This window comes from Actinocrispum wychmicini, assembly GCF_004345645.1.
Classification (GTDB): Bacteria; Actinomycetota; Actinomycetes; order Mycobacteriales; family Pseudonocardiaceae; genus Kibdelosporangium; species Kibdelosporangium wychmicini.
This window is the reverse complement of record NZ_SLWS01000001.1, coordinates 1470239-1488045: the sequence shown is the minus strand read 5'-3', so window position 1 is coordinate 1488045 and position 17807 is coordinate 1470239. Positions and strand designations below refer to the sequence as shown.

Annotated in this window: 16 protein-coding genes; 6 read left to right on the top strand and 10 right to left on the bottom strand. The window is 67.0% G+C overall.

What is annotated here, in order from left to right; translation table 11 throughout:
- Nucleotides 1-15: 15 nt before the first annotated feature.
- From asnB to EV192_RS07510, 8 genes are all read right to left on the bottom strand, one after another.
- A complete protein-coding gene (gene asnB / locus EV192_RS07545) occupies nt 16-1947 on the bottom strand; it encodes an asparagine synthase (glutamine-hydrolyzing) (RefSeq protein ID WP_132112350.1) in 1932 nt (643 codons plus the stop codon).
- Between the two features lie 7 nt (nt 1948-1954).
- A complete protein-coding gene (locus tag EV192_RS07540) occupies nt 1955-2839 on the bottom strand; it encodes a phytanoyl-CoA dioxygenase family protein (protein WP_207925904.1) in 885 nt (294 codons plus the stop codon).
- 204 nt (nt 2840-3043) lie between these two features.
- Nucleotides 3044-3961, bottom strand: a complete 918-nt coding sequence (locus EV192_RS07535; protein WP_132112348.1) for an ABC transporter substrate-binding protein — start codon at nt 3959-3961, stop codon at nt 3044-3046.
- Between the two features lie 14 nt (nt 3962-3975).
- Nucleotides 3976-4695: an ABC transporter permease gene (locus EV192_RS07530; protein ID WP_132112346.1), complete on the bottom strand. Its 720-nt coding sequence runs from the start codon at nt 4693-4695 to the stop codon at nt 3976-3978.
- On the bottom strand, nt 4692-5336 hold the full coding sequence (locus EV192_RS07525; protein WP_132112344.1) for an ABC transporter permease: 645 nt from the start codon (nt 5334-5336) through the stop codon (nt 4692-4694). The genes EV192_RS07530 and EV192_RS07525 overlap by 4 nt, the downstream gene beginning before the upstream one ends.
- A complete protein-coding gene (locus EV192_RS07520) occupies nt 5333-6427 on the bottom strand; it encodes an ABC transporter ATP-binding protein (RefSeq protein WP_207925902.1) in 1095 nt (364 codons plus the stop codon). Before EV192_RS07520 ends, EV192_RS07525 begins: the two co-directional genes overlap by 4 nt.
- Nucleotides 6428-6565: 138 nt before the next feature.
- Nucleotides 6566-9256, bottom strand: a complete 2691-nt coding sequence (locus EV192_RS07515) for a putative bifunctional diguanylate cyclase/phosphodiesterase (RefSeq protein WP_132112340.1) — start codon at nt 9254-9256, stop codon at nt 6566-6568.
- Nucleotides 9257-9576: 320 nt separating this feature from the next.
- Complete coding sequence (locus tag EV192_RS07510; protein ID WP_132112338.1) at nt 9577-10770, bottom strand: NAD(P)-dependent malic enzyme; 1194 nt, start codon at nt 10768-10770, stop codon at nt 9577-9579.
- Nucleotides 10771-11108: 338 nt separating this feature from the next.
- Here EV192_RS07510 and EV192_RS07505 point away from each other — a divergent pair, with 338 nt between their 5' ends.
- Complete coding sequence (locus EV192_RS07505) at nt 11109-11714, top strand: dTDP-4-dehydrorhamnose 3,5-epimerase family protein (RefSeq protein ID WP_132112336.1); 606 nt, start codon at nt 11109-11111, stop codon at nt 11712-11714.
- Here EV192_RS07505 and EV192_RS07500 read toward each other — a convergent pair.
- The gene (locus tag EV192_RS07500) at nt 11711-11998 is read right to left on the bottom strand and encodes a S26 family signal peptidase (protein WP_243726677.1); all 288 of its coding nucleotides are present in this window, start codon (nt 11996-11998) and stop codon (nt 11711-11713) included. The two genes, EV192_RS07505 and EV192_RS07500, sit on opposite strands and share 4 nt — an antisense overlap.
- Nucleotides 11999-12121: 123 nt before the next feature.
- Here EV192_RS07500 and sodN point away from each other — a divergent pair, with 123 nt between their 5' ends.
- From sodN to EV192_RS07480, 4 genes are all read left to right on the top strand, one after another.
- Nucleotides 12122-12538, top strand: a complete 417-nt coding sequence (gene sodN, locus EV192_RS07495; RefSeq protein ID WP_132112334.1) for a superoxide dismutase, Ni — start codon at nt 12122-12124, stop codon at nt 12536-12538.
- 1214 nt (nt 12539-13752) lie between these two features.
- On the top strand, nt 13753-14994 hold the full coding sequence (locus EV192_RS07490) for a helix-turn-helix domain-containing protein (RefSeq protein WP_132112332.1): 1242 nt from the start codon (nt 13753-13755) through the stop codon (nt 14992-14994).
- On the top strand, nt 14994-15554 hold the full coding sequence (locus tag EV192_RS07485; RefSeq protein WP_132112330.1) for a flavoprotein: 561 nt from the start codon (nt 14994-14996) through the stop codon (nt 15552-15554). Before EV192_RS07490 ends, EV192_RS07485 begins: the two co-directional genes overlap by 1 nt.
- Nucleotides 15555-15666: 112 nt before the next feature.
- A complete protein-coding gene (locus EV192_RS07480; RefSeq protein WP_132112328.1) occupies nt 15667-15930 on the top strand; it encodes an AMED_5909 family protein in 264 nt (87 codons plus the stop codon).
- A 90-nt stretch (nt 15931-16020) separates the two neighbouring features.
- Here the strand turns inward: EV192_RS07480 and EV192_RS07475 are convergent, their stop codons facing one another.
- Complete coding sequence (locus EV192_RS07475; protein ID WP_132112326.1) at nt 16021-16629, bottom strand: histidine phosphatase family protein; 609 nt, start codon at nt 16627-16629, stop codon at nt 16021-16023.
- 214 nt (nt 16630-16843) lie between these two features.
- On the opposite strand from EV192_RS07475, the gene EV192_RS07470 reads away from it, so the two are divergent.
- Complete coding sequence (locus EV192_RS07470) at nt 16844-17719, top strand: glycoside hydrolase family 19 protein (protein WP_132112323.1); 876 nt, start codon at nt 16844-16846, stop codon at nt 17717-17719.
- Nucleotides 17720-17807: the final 88 nt, after the last annotated feature.

The following is a 17807-nucleotide window of genomic DNA, read 5'->3' as shown; positions in this document are numbered from 1 at the left end:
CCACATCATGCAGCCTCAGGTCACCATCGACCCGACGACAGGCTTGGTGAGCAGGGCGGATGTGGCCGGCTCCGGGCGCGGGTCGAGACTGCCCTCCACGAAGATCGCGTACCACAGGCAGAACACCAGCACGGTCCAGATCTTCCGGCTGTGGTCGGCCTGTCCCAGCCGGTGCTCGTGCAGCAGCTTGCGGACGTACCCGAGGTCGATCAGGTGGCCGGTCTTGGACGTACCCAGGATGTGCGCGGCCCAGTCGTGCATCTCGCCGCGCAGCCACACCCGGATCGGCGTGGGGAAGCCGAGCTTGACGCGGTTGACGATGTCCGGCGGGACCACGCCCTCCAGCGCCCGGCGCAGCGCGTACTTCGTGTCGGCCGAACGCGGCGGCAGCTTCAGGTCGGTCGGGATCCTGGACGCCACGTCGAACACGGCGTAGTCCAGGAACGGGACCCGCACCTCCAGCGAGTTCGCCATCGACATCCGGTCGGCCTTCACCAGGATGTCCCCGCGCAGCCACGTGTAGACGTCGATGTACTGCATCTTCTCGACGTCGTCCAGCCCGACGGCCTCGGCGTACAGCGGCGAGGTCACGTCGGTGTACCGCACAGTGCCGTCGTACTGTCGCATGAGGACGGACTTCTCCTGCTCGGTGTACATCCGCGCGTTGCCGTAGTACCGCTCCTCGATCGGCGTCGTCCCGCGTTCGAGGAACGATTTCCCTTTGACCCCTTGGGGAATCGCCTTCGAAACGGCCCGCAGACCTCGGCGCATCGACGTCGGCAGCCCGCTCACCGAACGCAACGACAACGGCTCCCGGTAGACGCGGTACCCGGCGAAGAACTCGTCCGAGCCCTCGCCGGACAGGGCGACGGTCACGTGCTGACTCGCCTTGCGGGCCACGTAGAACAACGGCACGAGAGCCGGGTCGGCGACGGGTTCGTCCAGGTGCCAGACGATCCGCGGCAACGCGTCCATCATCATCCGCGCGGTGACCGACACCGGGTGCATGGTCACCCCGAGCTGACGCGCGGACTCCTGGGCCACCGGCAGTTCCGAGTAGCCGTCCACCTCCAGGGCCGCGGTGAACGTCAGGATCCGCGGGTTGACCTCCCGCGCAAGCGCCACGACCGCGGTCGAGTCGATACCGCTGGACAGGAACGCGCCGACCGGGACGTCCGAGCGCATGTGGATCCGGACACTCTCCCGCAGCGCCTCGCGGATCCGCCGGTACAGCTCCGCCGGATGGTCCTGCGGGGTCGGCCGGAACTCCGCCCGCCAGTAGCGGCGGATGGCGAGGCCGGCGTCGCCGGGCCGGTAGCTGAAGCACTCGCCGGAGCCGATCCGGCCGATGTCCCGGTGCAGGGTCCCGGGCTCGGGCACGTACTGCAGGGTCAGGTAGTGCGACAGGGACGCCAGATCCAACGCGCCCTCGCCCCACCGCGCGAACGGCAGCAGCGCCTTCTTCTCGCTGGCGAAGTAGACGCCGTGCTCGGCCACATGGTGGAACAGCGGCTTGATCCCGAACGGGTCGCGGGCGCCGAACGCGACCCGTTCCCGGCGGTCCCAAATGACGAAGGCGAACATTCCGCGCAACCGGCGGACGACCGCCTCGCCCCAATGGTGATAACCGGCGACGATCACCTCGGTATCGCCGCGCGTGGCGAATTCGGCGCCCAGTGCGACGAGCTCCGCCCGCAGTTCCACATAGTTGTAGATCTCGCCATTGAACGTGATGGAATACCGCCCATTGGCGTAGTTCAACGGCTGGTCGCTGTGCGAGACGTCGATGATCGAGAGGCGTTTGAACCCCATCACGACATCGTCGTCACTGATAATGCCTGTTCCGTCCGGGCCACGGTGGTGAATACTCGCCAACGCCTCGGAAATGGCGTCGGTCATGGTTCGCCCGATACCGGTCGTGCTGATGTAGGTGAGGAGGCCGCACATGATTCGGTCAGGGAATCAGGGGAGGGTGCTCGGGATCGAGCAGGCCACGGGCGGCGAGTTCACCGTACAGCGGGGTGGTGTCCGGGAAATGTCCCCAAAAATGGTCACCCGTGCCGTCGCCGACCGTGCCGAGCAGCTGGCGCTGCACCGGGGTCAACGAGTTCCACCACGGCCGCTCGGACAGGTCGGCGACCTCGTCGCGGATCGCGATCCACCGGTAGGTGTACCCGACGAACACGACCTTGCGCGTGACGTCCGAGTAGTTGTCCGACCGGGCGTGCCACAGCCGGCGGTCGAAGAACAGCACGTCACCAGGGTTGACGGTGATCTGGACGGCACCCTCCGGCTGCGGCCACTCGATGCCGCGGCTGGGCGGGCCGACCAGCCAGTTCGTCCGGTGACTGCCCGGGACGACAGTGAGATTGCCCCGGCCGGGCCGCGACACGTCCGACAGCCAGAACGCCAGCTTGACCGACATCCGCGGCCGCGGATCGGTCTCGATCTCCCGGTTCTGCCGGCCGCCGTCCTGATGCCACTGCCACCAGAACGGTTTGCGTTCGGCGAGTTTCGGATGCACGTCGATATGCGAATGGTAGACGTGCGTGTTCCAGCCGAGCATGGACCACACATATCCGAACACCGCCGGATGGTCGAGCAGAGTGGCGAGTTCCGGACAGTTCGGCGCCGCGCTCAGCAGATGCAACGAGCCATCCGCGGCCAGTCCGCCGGACTGGCTTGCCTTCTGGTAAACCCCATCGACCGCGGCCTGGTAATAGTCGACCTCGTCCGCACTCAACGCACCAGGAATGAGTAGAAAGCCGTCCTCGTCGAACTGCTCGCGTTCGGCGCGGGTCATCGCCTTCCACGCCTGGTTCACAACGGGTGTGCTCACGTACTTTGGCCCTCTCGTGCAACCCCAGCAGGACAATGCGCCGGCCCGTCACTCGGCGCAGGGATCGCGACGGTGTTTCGACCCCTTTGCCCCTAAGACGCCCGTGTGTCCGCCCGGGTTGAGACCCAGGTTCGAAAATCTTCGAGCACGAAAAAGCCGAACCCGGCCAGTGCGGCCGGGTTCGGCTTGGTTCCCAGGTCGAGGCTAGATTCCGGCGGTCTTCAGCCAGTCCTCGGCCACCTTGGCGGGGTCCGGCTTGTCCGGCGAGGACAGCTTGCCGTTGAGGTCCAGCAGCGTCTTGGTGTCCAGCTTCGCCGAGATGGCGTTGAGGACCTTCTTGACGTTGTCCGACGCCTTCTTGGTGTTGATCACCGGCACCACGTTCTGCGCCGCGAAGTTGTTCTTCGGGTCCTCCAGCACGACGAAGCCGTTCAGGGCGATCGAGGCGTCCGTGGTGAAGATGTCCGCGGCCTGGATGGTGCCGTCCAGCAGGGCCTTGGTGGTGATCGGGCCCGGCTCCAGCGACTTGTAGTCCTTGAACGTCAGGCTGTAGCGCTCCTTGATGCCGGGGATGCCGTCCGGCCGGTCCTTGAACTCCGGCGGGCCGCCGAACGTGATCTCGCCGCCCTTCGACGCGATGTCCGCGATGGACTTGGCGTTGTACTTGGCCGCGGTCTCCTTGGTCACCACCACCGCGTCCTTGTCCTCGGCGGTGGCCTTGTCCAAGGCCGTCAGGTCGGCCGGCAGCGTCTTCTTCAGCGCCGCGTAGACGTCCTCGGGGCTGGTGGCCGTGGCCTTCTTGTCCAGGTACTGCAGCACGGTTCCGGTGTACTCCGGGACCAGGTCGATCGAGCCGTCCTTGAGCGCCGGGAAGTACACCTCCCGGCTGCCGATCCCCAGGTTCTTCTCGACCTTGACCCCCTTGGCGGCCAGCGCCTGGGCGTAGATCTCGGCGAGCAGCTTGCTCTCGACGAAGTTGGCCGAGCCGACCTTGATCGTGTCGGTCGGGGCCGGCGAGCCTCCCGTCGACGGGTTGCTGAGCGGGTCGGACGAGCCCCCGCATGCCGTGAGCATGAGCGCCGCCGCGACGGCGGTCGCCAGCCCGGCGAGTGTGCGCTTCATTGGTAGTTCTCTCCTCATGCGGTTTCTGTTGCGATTGCGGCGGGCGAGCCCCGCCTGTCCCGGCGTCGGGTCGGGTTGCCACGCAGCCCACGCGACACCACAAGCCATTGCAGGAGCAGCAGGAGCCCCTCCACCACGAGGGCAAGCGCCGCGACCACGATCGCGCCGCCCAGCATCTGCGGGAAGTCCCGGGCGTACTGCCCGTCGATCACGTACCGGCCGAGCCCGCCGAGCGACACGTACGCCGCGATGGTCGCGGTGGCGATCACCTGCAGCGTCGCCGACCGCAGGCCGGCCAGCATCAACGGCAGGGCGTTGGGCAGTTCGACGCTCCACAGCACGCGCCATCCCGTCATCCCCATCCCGCGCGCCGCGTCCACAACGGACGGATCGACGTTGCGGATGCCGGAGTAGGTGCCCGCCAGCAGCGGTGGAATGGCCAGCACCACGAGCGCGATCGTCACGGGCAGCACGCCGATTCCCATGAGCAGCACCAACAGCACCAACAGGCCCAGTTCTGGGATCGCCCGCAGCCCGTTGGCCGCGCCGACGACGGCGCCGCCTTTGCCGGTGTGCCCGATCAGCGCGCCGAGGGGCACCGCGATGATCGCGCCGAACAGCACGGCCAACCCGGTGTACCCCAGGTGTTCCACGATTCTCGTCGGGATGCCCTCCGACCCGGACCAGTGCTCGGCGTTGCCCAGCCAGTCGAAGGCGCCGGTGAACGGGTTCACTTGGCCACCCCCGCCCGGGTCCACGGCGTCAGCAACCGCCCGACCAGCAGCCAGATCCGGTCGAACAGCAGCGCCAGCAGGATGATCAGCACCAGCCCGGCGATGATCTCGGAGTACCGTTCCACGCCGTAGCCGTCCGGGAACGCGTAGCCCAGCTGCTTCACCCCGAGCAGGCCGCCGACGCTGACCAGGCTGATGTTCGACACAGTCGCCACGCGCAGGCCCGCGACCAGCACCGGGATCGCCAACGGCAGCTCCACCCCGAGGAACCGGCGCACCGGCCGGTAGCCCATCGCGTTCGCGGCCGCGATCACCGGTGGCGGCACCGCCGCGAGCGAGTCCGCGACCACCCGCACCAGCAACGCGACCGTGTAGATGGTGAGCGCGATGACGACGTTGATCGGGTTCAGGATCTGGGTGCCCAGCAACGCCGGCAACATGACCAGCAGCACCAGCGACGGGATCGTGTAGAGAATGCCCGCGACCGGGACCAGGATCGCCCTGGCCACCCGCCAGCGGTTGGCCACCCAGCCCAGCGGGATCGAGATCACCAGCCCGATCGCCACCGGCAACAGCGACAGCCACAGGTGCTGGCCGGTCCAGTAGACGATGTCGCCGACGTGGTCGAAGATCCAGTTCATCGCGCCCTCACGGCCGGTGGCTGGCCCTCGATCAGGTCCAGCACCTGGCGCGCGGTGATCACGCCGACGTACTTGCCCTCGGTGTCGACGACCACTCCCAGGCTCGTCGGCGACGACAGCGCCGCGTCCAGCGCACCCCGCAGCGGGGTGCCGACCGTGTACAGGGAACCGCCCGCCACCAACGAGTCCGCCGACAGCTCGCCGTCCACACTGGACTCCGGTGGGAGCCAGCCGCGCGGGCGGTCGGCACTGTCCACAGCGAGCACCCAGTCGGCGGCCGCCGGACCGTACGGTTCGCCGACCGTGGCCTTGGCGACCTGGTCGACCGCGATGCCGTCGGCCTGCAGGAACGAAAGCCCACGGTAGCCACGGTCCCGGCCGACGAACGAGGCCACGAACTCGTCCGCCGGATACCGCAGCACGTCCGCCGGCGTGCCGTACTGCGCGAGCACACCACCCTTGCGGAACACCGCGACCTTCTCGCCGATCCGCACGGCCTCGTCGATGTCGTGGGTGACGAAGATGATCGTCTTGTCCAGCTCGTCCTGCAGGCGCAGCAACTCGTTCTGTAGATCCTCCCGGACCACCGGGTCGACCGCGCTGAACGGCTCGTCCATCAGCAGGACCGGCGGGTCGGCCGCGAGCGCCCGCGCCACCCCGACCCGCTGCTGCTGCCCGCCGGACAGCTGCACCGGGTACCGCCTGCCCATCTCCGCCGGCAACCCGACCGTCGCCAGCAACTCGGCCGCACGGGCCCGTGCCTTGCGTCTGTCCCAACCGGACAGCAGCGGCACGGTCGCCACGTTGTCCAGCACGGTGCGGTGCGGGAACAGGCCGGCCTGCTGGATGACGTACCCGATGCCACGGCGCAGCAACGCCGGATCGGACTCCTGCACGTCCTTGCCGTCGATCAGGATGCTGCCGCCGGTCGGGTCGATCATCCGGTTGACCATCCGCAGCGAGGTGGTCTTGCCGCAGCCGGACGGCCCGACGAACACCGTGATCGCGCCCGCGTCCACGGTCAGGTTCAGCTTGTCGACGGCGATCGTCCCGTCTGGATACCGCTTGGTCACGTCCCGGAACTCGATCACCCGGGGCCCCTGTCGTCGTGGCGGCCACTCGCCGGCCGGCCTAAGTCCGATCGACCCTATCCCGCGGCACCGACAACAGCACGGCATTCCACGATCCGGGCTGATCACAGTCCACTGTCGATCAGATAAACCCGCAGGTCAGGACGGTACGCGCAGCTTTCCCGGGCTGAGCAGCGCACGAAACTCGGCCGGCGGCACCGCTCGGGACAGCAGCCACCCCTGGTAGGCGTCCACACCCATGTCACGCAGCATCGTGAACTGCGTGTCGGTCTCGACACCCTCCGCGACACAGCTGCGGCCCATCGTCCGCGCCAGGTCGACCACCGCGCGCGCCACCGCGAAGTCCAGCGGATCGGTCCCGATCCCGGCGACGAACCGCCGGTCCACCTTGATGATCTGCGCCGGCAGGTCCTTCAGCCGGGCCAGCGACGAGTACCCGGTGCCGAAGTCGTCCACCGCGAACCGCACACCCCGCGCCACCAGCTCGGCCATGGCCGTGCGACTGCGCGACGGCAGGTCCACGAAGTCGATCTCGACCAGCTCAAGCACGACCCGTTCCCACTCGATGCCACCGCCCGCGATCGCGGTGGCCACCACGTCCACGAACTCCGGGTCGCCCGGCACCAACCCGGCCAGGTTCACCGCCACCGACACCTGCCGCCCGGCCACCGCCGGCCAGCTCCTGGCCTCGTGCAACGCGGTTCGCAGCACCCACTTGTCCAAGTCCCGCAACAGGTCGCCCTGTTCGGCGACCACCAGGAACTGCGCCGGCGCCAACATCCCACGCTCCGGATGCGGCCAGCGGACCAACGCCTCGGCGGACAGGATCGACCCGTCCACCCCCACCACCGGCTGGTAGTGCAGCACCAAACCGTCGTTCTGCAACGCCTCCCGCAGCTGCCCCTCCAGGTACAGCTGGCTGCCCGCGGACGCGATCAGCGTCGCGTTCGCCAGCGACACCCGGCCGGCCCCACGCCTTTTCGCCTGGAACATCGCGGCGTCGGCGAACCGCAACAGGTCCGCGCCGGTCGTCTCCGGACCACTCGGCACCGCCGCGCCCACCGACGCCGAAACCCGCAACAGCTGACCCCGCACCGGAATCGCCGTCCGGAACAGGTGCGCCACACCGCTCGCGAACTCGTCGACACCACCGACCGTCGTGACGTCACGGCAGATCACGACGTACTCGTCGCCCGACATCCGCGCGACCACACAGCCTTCGGGCACACCGTCCTCAAGCCGCCGGGCGAGCGCGACGAGCAGCTCGTCACCGGCGTCGTGGCCCATGGAATCGTTGACCCGCTTGAAGTTGTCCAAGTCGCAGAACAACAACGCGACCTTGCCGGCGTCCTCGCCGGTGAGCAGTTCGGCCAGCAGCTCGTTCACCGCGACCCGGCCCGGCAGGCCCGTGAGGTCGTCGTGGGTGGCCTGATGCCGCAGCAGTTCCGCGGCGCGACGGCGTTCCGTGACGTCCTGGAACACCACCAGCCCGAACCGTTGGCCGTCGTCGGCGACGGACGAGACCACGCTCAGCTCGCAGTACACGGGCTCGCCCGCGGCCGTGACCAACACCCGCTGACCAGCGGCCAACCGGTCGTCCGGCGAATGATCCGGATGGGTCAGCTGCGCCACGGTCATTCCGCGCAGCCGCTCCAAGTCCATTCCGAGCAGCCGGCACAACGCGTCGTTCGCGTCGACGATCCGTTCGGTGGCGTCGAACAGTCCGATGCCGACCGGGGTGATCGCGACCAGGTCGGTGAACCGCTGGCTGGACCGCTGCATCCGGCTCTCGGTGGACCGCTGCTCGGTCACGTCCTGAGCGGTGCCGACCATCACCGGGCCGTCCTTGCGGCCGGCGAACGAGGCACCCCGGCACCGGAACACCCGCACCACGCCGTCCGGCCGGACCACGCGGTACTCGCACACCACCGGCTCACCGTTCTCGGCCAGCTGCCGCCAGGTCCGATCCACCCACTCGCGGTCGTCCTGGTGGACGTACCGCAGGTAGCCGTCGTACGTCATCGCGGTCTTGGGTTCGACGCCGAACAGCTCGTACAGCATCGTCGACCAGACACAGTCGCCTGTGCTCGTGTTCCACGCCCACGTGCCCAGCAACGCCACCCGTTGCGCGTCCTCGAACAACCGCCGGTCCAGGCCGCGCTGCCGGTCAGGCGCGCGCAGGTCAGTGATGTCATGGACGACGCCGCGAACCCGGTACACCACGCCTTTGCTGTCGAAGACAGGCTGCGAGCGAACCAGATATGTCTTGTCGCCGTCACGTTCCCGCAGCTCAAGTTCGAGCGGCTCGTCGTCGGTCGCCTCCATCAGGCGTTCCCGGAACTCCACGACCGCGGGCAGATCCTCCGGATGCGTCCGGAACAGCAGCTGCGCCTCCGTGTCCTCGGCCCCGAGCGCGACGCCGAGCAGCTCGTACAACGGCAGGCTGTAGTGCGTCCGACCGAGTGCGACATCGTGGACGAAACTGCCCAACCGCGCGACCCGTTGCGCCGCCAGCAGTTCGTCGACCGTGGTCATCCCCATCGACGTGGGCGCGAACACGACCGTCGACCGGCCGTCGCCGTTGCAGATCCGCAGCGCCGTGACCTCCACCGCGGTGCCGTCCGGCCGCAGAACATGCTGGCCGTTGTCGTCCTCGACGAGAAACCCTGCCAACGACTGGCCCACCAACTGCTCCGGCGAATGCGCCCCGGCGAGCAGCGCGGCACCCAGATTGGCCTGGACTACCAAGCCGTCCGAACAACGGACCCAGCCGGCCTCCGCCCACGCGGACCCACGGGCCGCACCCGCCGGCTCGACCAGTTCAGCCACGGTGCCACCCTTCCCGCGCCTGGAACCTGGGGCGGGCCGAGCACCGTCTCACGAACCTCCCGCCGCAGATCAGGTTACAGTGTTTGATGGTCCTCGCTCCGCTCGGACGGGCTTGGTCGCCTTCAGCCGATCATTTCCACCCCGCACCACGCGACCGACATCTTCGCTCGGGGCCGGTTGCCAGCCTGGCTGGGGCGAAGTCGGGCGTGTTGCGGGGCGTAAGTGATCGGCGCGACCAAGCGAAACACCCCTTTGACGAAGTTGGGCCTAGGCAACACTTGGTTGCCTAGGCCCTGAACTTTCTTGTTCTGTTGTCTTTGTCAGGCAACGCCGTCTCGGAGGGCTGCCGCTGCCACTGCTTGGGCGACCTCGGGCGCCACTCGGGGGTCCAGGGCGCTCGGCATGATGTGGTCGGCGTCCAGTTCGTCCAGGGCCACCGCCGCGATCGCCTCGGCCGCGGCGAGCTTCATGCCCTCGGTGATCCTGGTCGCGCCGGCGTCCAGCGCGCCGCGGAAGATGCCCGGGAACGCCGAGACGTTGTTGATCTGGTTGGGGAAGTCACTGCGGCCGGTGGCCACGATCGACGCGTGCCGGCGCGCAATGTCAGGGCGGATCTCCGGGTCCGGATTGGACAGTGCGAACACCACCGACTTCGGCGCCATGGTCGCGATCAGCTCCTCCGGCACCTGCGACGACGACAATCCCAGGAAGACGTCCGCGCCGCGCAACGCCTCCGCGATCCCGCCGCGCAGGCCGCTGGCGTTGGTGACCTCGGCCATCTCCTGCTTGATCCAGTTCAGGCCGTCCCGGCCGGAGTGGATGATCCCGCGCGAGTCCAGCAGGGTCACCTCGCCGACGCCGGCCGCGATCAGGATCTTCGCGCACGCGATCCCGGACGAGCCGGCACCCGCGATGACCACCCGCTCCGACCCCAGTTCCCGGCCGAGCACCCTGGTCGCGCCCTGCAACGCCGCGAGCACCACCACCGCGGTCCCGTGCTGGTCGTCGTGCATGACCGGGCAGTCGAGCGCCTCGATCAGCTTGGCCTCCAACTCGAAGCAGCGCGGCGCCGAGATGTCCTCCAGGTTCACCGCCCCGAACGACGGCCGCAGCCGCACCAGCGTCTCGACGATCTCGTCCACATCGGTCGTGTTCAGCACCAAGGGGATCGAGTTGAGGCCGCCGAAAGTCTTGAACAGGGCGGACTTGCCCTCCATCACCGGCAACGACGCCGACGCGCCGATGTCGCCGAGGCCCAGCACGGCCGTTCCGTCGCTGACCACGGCGACGAGGCGGTGGGTCCAGGTGTACTTGGCGGCCATCTTGGGATCCCGGGCGATGGCGTTGCTCACCTTCGCGACCCCCGGGGTGTAGGCGATGGCCAGCGTGCGCGGATCCTCGATCGGCCGGGGGACCCCGATGTCGAGCTTGCCACCCTCGTGCGCGGCGAAGACTTCCTCGTCGGTCACGGGTTTGCCGAGGTCAGTAACGATCCGGTCGTTGGTTGCGGTCACGGCGTCCTCTACTCGCGTTGCAGCTGTTGGGTAACGCCATTCGGTCCGGGCGCGGTGGCGCCGGAAACGTCGAACGGCGTCGACCGCCGGGTCGTGCCGCCAGTGGTGAGACGGACCGGCCGCGGACGCTGCGGTTCGGTAAGTGTGGCAGGTCGAATTTCCCGTGTCTGCGGCGGGGATCACAATTCCTGCGGTGATTTCCGCACGTCAGAAGGGAATTTCGCAAGACGTCCGTCCGGTATGTACGCCAAACCCACAGGCGGACGGGCTCACGATCGGTCAAGTCCGCCCAGGTGGCGGCGGTCGCGCCGGCGGAACCGTCACCTAGACTTCGGCGCATGCAGGTACGGGAGCTGTCCATCGCGGGCGCGTTCGAGTTCCAGCCACAGACCTTCGCCGACGGCCGCGGCATGTTCGCCGCGCCGTTCCAGGGTGACGCGTTCGCCGAGGCGGTCGGCCACCCGCTGCGGCTCGGCCAGACCAACCACAGCGTCTCCCGCCGGGGCACGATCCGCGGCGTGCACTTCGCGGACACCCCACCCGGCCAGGCCAAGTACATCTACTGCCCGCGCGGCGCCATGCTCGACGTGATCGTGGACATCCGGGTCGGCTCGCCGACCTTCGGCCAGTGGGAGTGCGTGAAGCTGGACGCGCACACGTACTCCGCGGTGTACGTCCCCGAAGGCCTCGGACACGGGTTCTTCGCGCTGGAGGACGACACCGCGATGATCTACCTGTGCTCCACCGGCTACAACCCGAGCGGCGAGCACGGCATCACCCCGATGGACCCGACGCTGGACCTGCCCTGGCCGGCGGACATCGAACCGGTCCTGTCGGACAAGGACCAGAACGCGCCGACCCTCGCCGAAGCCGCCGACGCAGGCCTGCTTCCGTCATACGAAAAGTGCATGGCCCACTACCAGTCCCTCCGCGAGGGCTACTAGATCAACCGGGTGATCACCACGCCGACCACCTCAGCCGGCCCGAGCTGCCGCGAGTCGGTCGACGCGTACGGGTTGTCGCCGACCACGAAGTAGCCGGGCTCCTTGACCCGTTTGACCGACAGCTGCCCCGGCCGCCCGGCCCACCGCACCAGGACGATGTCGCCCACCTTCGCCCGGCTCGACCTGCGCACGAGCACGACGTCGCCGTCCTTCAGCGTGGGCGCCATCGACGGGCCACGCACAGTCACCCGCCGGATCGGCCACCAGCCCATTGGGTGAGCCACCGATCACCTCCACCTGCCTGACCTGTGCCGCCAGAGTAGGGTCCTCATTGTCGGAGCATCCGTATTACCGAGCGCGTCGAGGTGCGTGAAACCCCGGCGCGTGGACTGCCAGGGAGGCACCACATGCGACTGCCGTCGCGGATCAGGGCGTTCGTGCGCCCGCGGCTCGAGGCGACCGCTCACTGCGACCTGCCGTGTGGCGTGTACGACCCCGCTCAGGCGAGGATCGAGGCCGAGTCGGTCAAGGCCATCCAGGAGAAGTACCAGGGCAACGAGGACCCCGAGTTCCGCGCCCGAGCCATCCTGATCAAGGAGCAGCGCGCCGAACTCGTCAAGCACCACCTCTGGGTCCTCTGGACCGACTACTTCAAGCAGCCCCACTTCGACAAGTACCCCGAGCTGCACACCCTGTTCAACAAGGCCACCAAGGCGGCCGGCGCGGCCGGCGCCAAGGGCAGCATGGACCCGGCCAAGGGCCAGGAACTGCTCGACCTGATCGCCCAGATCGACAAGATCTTCTGGGAGACCAAGCAGGGCTGAGGTCACACGCCTCAAAACGGCGCTCGCCAACGAACACTCGTTTCGGTGGTAAGCGCCGTTTCTCGTCGCTGATCGATCTTTGACGGTCCGGATGCAGCCCGATCCTGAACCCCAACGGCCCGAACACTTGTGTGAGTGCGTAGCTTCGCCACCGCACGAGTTGGCCGCGACGAGGCTGCCGCCCTCCGCATGAGGTTTCCTCGGTGACGATCGAGATCGAGATGAATCGGCGTCAAACGACGGGCGACGCTTGCCACCATCGCGGAGCTCGGACCGACGCTGACTTCCTCGATGCGGGTGGACCGACGTTAACGAGCAGAAGCGAAAGACCCTCGTGAGTCACCAGTCGGACTTAACTGGAAGTCTGTCTCTGCCTGTTGGTGTATGTGCGTCGCTGGCACCGGGCCAACTCACACGACAGCTCTTGGGCCTGACCGGGGCGACCGACCGGGCAGAGCCAAGCGGGAGTTTCGGCATCTTACGTACCTGTTCCACATGGCGAACCGTCCGAACTACGTTTGAAGGTCTGGTGTCGAACCGAGACATCGAAAGCCAGGGCGGTTGCTGAGCGCCACTTGTCCTGACCAGGCCGAAAGATTGGTCAGGACCCGTGCCATTCGACAACGCTCTACCCGATCGTGGCGATGACGGTTACCCTCCGCATGCGGTAGCCGAGTCGGAGCACGTGAAGGGCCATGCAGGTGCCCTCATGGTCAAACAGTAGCTGGAAAGTACTACATATGTGAACATTCCGTTCACCGTGTACGACGATCAGGCTCAAACAACTCTGATTCGACTCGATGGCGAACACAAACGATATGACCTTACCGGCTTCTTCCTGGGAGACGATCGGCCGCCACTCTATGTAGAAGTGAAGAACTACGGCTGCGTGAGGAATCAGCCGACCGAGTGATCACCAATAATCTGGAAGACAGCTTTACAGATCCCAGCGCCGAGGTCCGCACGACTGGCGACGGTAATGACGGCGGAAAAATAGAGGTCGACTTCAAGAAAATGTCAGCGATCGCACACAAGCGTGCGTCTGTTGAAAGTCTTTCGAAAACGGCTCTTCAAATACTCGGCTACCGGTATCCCGTCGACCTCAACCACAGGATCAGGTATGTCGGGTCTTAGAAAGCATTCTTCTCATTGCTTGCAGCTGTAGTTTCAAGTCGAATCGGTCAGCGAGCGTTCCACGCTGCTAACCTCAGCGCATGCGTGGGGCTGGTGATCCGCTGACGGTCGGGGAACGTATCGCGTTCTACCGGCGCCGTCGTGGGTTGGCGCAGTCGACGCTGGCTGGTCTGGTGGGGCGGTCTGAGGACTGGTTGAGCAAGATCGAGCGTGGCGAGCGGGACATCAACCGCTTGGACGTGCTGATGGAGGTCGCGCGAGCGCTGCGGGTGTCGCTGGGGGATCTGCTTGGGGAGCCCGTGCTCCTGGAGGATGACCAGAAGAACGACGACGTGCCCGCGATTCGCGACGCACTGATGACTCCGCACCGGTTGTCGAAGACGTTGTTCGGGCCATCGATTTCGCCGGAGTATGTGGATCCCAAGCCGGTGGCGCACTGGACTGAAGCCGCGTGGATGGACTATCAGGGTGGTCAGATTGGGCGCGTTGTCGCCGTGTTGCCGAGGTTGGTCAAGGTGGCTCAACAGATGGAGTCGGCCGATGTTGACGATGCCTACCGAAGACAGGCAGCGGCAGTGTCGGCGCGGATTCATCACCTTGGGGCCACGACGTTGAGCAAGATAGGTGAGGCGGATCTGGCGTGGATCGCGGCGGAGCGGGCCATGCATGCGGCTGACATGGCTGATGATCCGCTGGTGTTGGCATCGGCCGCGCGATCTGGGACGCACGCGCTGTTGGCGACCGGGAGATTTGAGGACGCACTCGAACTTGGGAATGCGGCGGCGCGGTATCTAGCGCGGAGGATGCGCACGGGTGACCCGAGTGCGCTGAGCCTCTATGGCATGCTGCACCTCAGAGCGGCGGTGGCTGCGGCGCGGCACCATGAGCGGGCGACGACCAACGACCTGCTCAACAAGGCGGAGGATGCGGCGACGGCGTTGGGGCACGATGCGAACTACTGGCAGACCGGGTTTGGACCCGGCAATGTCCGGCTGCACCGACTGTCCGCGTCGCTGGACCTGGGCGATATCGGGTTTGTAGTCGACCACGGGAGCGATGTCGACACGGATGGGCTGCCGGTCGAACGGCAGGTAACGCATCTGATCGACTTGGCACGCGCGTTTAGCCTGCTGGCGAAGGACCAAGACGCACTGCAAGTGTTGTTGTCCGCGGAACGGAAGTCGCCACAGTTGTTGCGGCACAGTGCAATTGCGCGTGAGGTCGTGCGGACATTGTATCGGCGGGCGCCTGTGACGGGCGGCAAGAAGTCCTCGCTCCTGCTGGCGTTGGCGGAGCGATGCCGCGCGGTGAGCGAAAGCTGATGCCCGCTCGTGTGCTGGGCCTGGTCGGGTGTGCGGCCGGCGGATTGGACGAGATCACGCCGAAGCTGATCCAGCCCATGATGCAGCGCGGCTGGCAGGTCGCGGTAACGCTGACCCCGACCGCGTGGACCTGGCTGGACGCGACCGGCGATGTCGAGAAGATCGAGAAGTTGACCGGGTTGCCGGTGCGGCACAAGCCTCGGATGCCGTGGGAAGACAGTCCGCACCCGAGAGTCGACTGTTACGCGGTGGTGCCCGCGACCTCCAACACGGTGGCCAAAATGGCCCTCGGCATTGCGGACAACCAAGCGCTCACTCAAGTATGCGAGACCATCGGCCTGGGCGAAGTCCCGGTTGTGGTGTTCCCCAGAGTCAACGCGGCGCACGCGAATCAACCAGCCTGGGCCGACCATGTCGCGGCTCTCCAGCGGGCTGGCGTGCACCTGGTGATGGGTGAGAACGTGTGGCCGCTTCACAGGCCGCGGTCGGCTCCAGGCCGTGAGCTGCCCTGGGCGGCGATCATCGACGCCATCATTTCCACAGGCCAAGCCCCTCGATAGGGGATACCCGGACAGTTTGTCCGGGGTGTTGCGCTTGATCGGCGGTTCCCTTGGAACACATGCACCCGCCCCACCGATCACGGGTCGCGACAAACCGGAGGTGTAACCCGGCATGGCTGTACAACGGTCACCGCGCGTCGGGGAGGCCCTGGCCACCCTGGGCGACGCCAACTCTGTGCGACCGATGATGCCGCCGGGTGATGCCACGGCACAGGAGACGCGGGACTTCTACCAGGATCGGGCGGACATGTTCCGAAGCGTCGCCGAGAAGGACAAAGATCACTATTGGGAGGCCATGGCGTGCGCCGGACTGGAGCAGGAGAAGGCAGACCAGATTCGGGACATGCTCCGGGTGGACCAGGAGCCCAATCGATGATGACCCACGACTGCCGGACGCGATGACCAGATCGGCAAGATCCGAGGCGTCCACCGGCACACACGCCGGTGGACGCCGGGGCGGTCCGATTTACAGGTCGAGGGGTGGGATGTTGAGACGGCCGACTCGGGGCTCGCCGCGTTCGTGGTCGAGCACGGTGGTGCCGGCCGCGTCGAGTCCGAAGTGGACGCCTTGGTCGACCGGGAGGTTGAGCCAGCGGGCGATCAGGGCCCGGGTGAAGTGGCCGTGGCCGACCAGGACCACGTCGCCGCACGGCAGTACCTTGCGCACCTTGTCGAGGATGGTGTCGGCCCGGTCGCTGACCTCTTTCACGTCCTCGCCGCCGGGGATCTGCTGCGTCCACACCGTCCAGCCGGGGGCGGTTTCGCGAATTTGTTCCGTGGTCAGGCCTTCGTAGTCGCCGTAGTTCCACTCGGCGAGTTCGTCGAGGGTGTCGTCGACCTCAAGGCCGGCCAGTTCGGCCGTGCGGATCGCGCGTTTCCGCGGGCTCGTGTAGACGCGGTACGGCGGTACAGCGGTGCCGCGCAACGCGCTGATCACCAGTCCTGCCCGCCGGGCCTGCTGCTCACCGTTGTCCGTCAGTGGAACGTCGGTGAGGCCGGTGTGCTGGCCGGCGAGCGACCATTCGGTCTCGCCGTGCCGAAGGAGATAGACCTTCGCGTCCGTTTCGACTGTCACCAACCGATCGTAGATTCGCCGGACCCCGCGGGCCGGTCACTTCGGCTGTGACTTGCGTCGTATTGGCCATACAAAACACGCGTCCTGCAAAAACTATTGGCTCCTCACTCGTACCAATAGCGGGCCATCCTGTCCGATTCCGACCTTGACTGGTATAGACCAATTTGGCGTACGCTCCGAACACCCTCTCGCCCCTGCACTTGAGGAGTACGCCATGCGAACACGCCATCTGGTGGCCGCCATCGCGGTATGCGCGGCCACGATGGGAATCACGACACCCGCGACATCAGCGGCCGCGCCAGCGTGTGCCGCCGCGTGGAGTTCCGGCCAGGTCTACGTCGGCGGGAATGTCGCCTCGTACAACAGTCACAACTGGTCCGCGAAGTGGTGGACCCAGAACGAAACCCCCGGCCGCGCCGACGTCTGGGCCGACCAGGGCACCTGCGGCGGCGGAACACCGCCGCCCACGGGCGGCTTCGTGGTGACGGAGGCCCAGTTCAACGCCATGTTCCCCGGCCGAAATCCGTTCTACACGTACAGCGGCCTGACCACGGCGATGAGCGCCTACCCCGGCTTCGCCAAGACCGGCAGCGACACCGTCCGCCGTCAGGAGGCCGCCGCGTTCCTTGCCAACGTCGCCCACGAGACCGGCAACCTCGTCTACATCGTCGAACAGAACACGTCCAACTACCCGCACTACTGCGACGCGAGCCAGCCCTACGGCTGCCCGGCCGGGCAGGCCGCGTACTACGGCCGCGGCCCGATCCAGTTGAGCTGGAACTTCAACTACAAGGCCGCGGGCGACTCGCTGGGCATCGACCTGCTGCACAACCCGTGGCTGGTCGAGCAGGACAGTTCCGTGGCGTGGAAGACCGGCCTCTGGTACTGGATGACCCAGAACGGCCCGGGAACCATGACCCCGCACAACGCCATGGTCAACGGGGCCGGCTTCGGTGAGACGATCCGCAGCATCAACGGCAGCCTGGAGTGCAACGGCCGGAACCCTGCCCAGGTGCAGAGCCGGGTGAACAACTACACCAGGTTCGTCGGCGTCCTCGGTGTGCCCGCGGGCAACAACTTGTCCTGCTGAACCCATGCACAGCTGGTGGTCGCGCGGGCACCGAGAGCGGCCACCAGCTGCCACCGCCATGCCTCAGCCACGCTCCTCGAACGGACAG

Excerpts from the sequence above, each read along its gene's own strand:
- asnB (WP_132112350.1), bottom strand. The coding sequence starts at position 1,947 with ATGTGCGGCCTCCTCACCTACATCAGCACGACCGGTATCGGGCGAACC.
- EV192_RS07535 (WP_132112348.1), bottom strand. The coding sequence starts at position 3,961 with ATGAAGCGCACACTCGCCGGGCTGGCGACCGCCGTCGCGGCGGCGCTC.
- EV192_RS07525 (WP_132112344.1), bottom strand. The coding sequence starts at position 5,336 with ATGAACTGGATCTTCGACCACGTCGGCGACATCGTCTACTGGACCGGC.
- EV192_RS07505 (WP_132112336.1), top strand. The coding sequence starts at position 11,109 with ATGCAGGTACGGGAGCTGTCCATCGCGGGCGCGTTCGAGTTCCAGCCA.
- sodN (WP_132112334.1), top strand. The coding sequence starts at position 12,122 with ATGCGACTGCCGTCGCGGATCAGGGCGTTCGTGCGCCCGCGGCTCGAG.
- EV192_RS07490 (WP_132112332.1), top strand. The coding sequence starts at position 13,753 with ATGCGTGGGGCTGGTGATCCGCTGACGGTCGGGGAACGTATCGCGTTC.
- EV192_RS07485 (WP_132112330.1), top strand. The coding sequence starts at position 14,994 with ATGCCCGCTCGTGTGCTGGGCCTGGTCGGGTGTGCGGCCGGCGGATTG.
- EV192_RS07480 (WP_132112328.1), top strand. The coding sequence starts at position 15,667 with ATGGCTGTACAACGGTCACCGCGCGTCGGGGAGGCCCTGGCCACCCTG.
- EV192_RS07470 (WP_132112323.1), top strand. The coding sequence starts at position 16,844 with ATGCGAACACGCCATCTGGTGGCCGCCATCGCGGTATGCGCGGCCACG.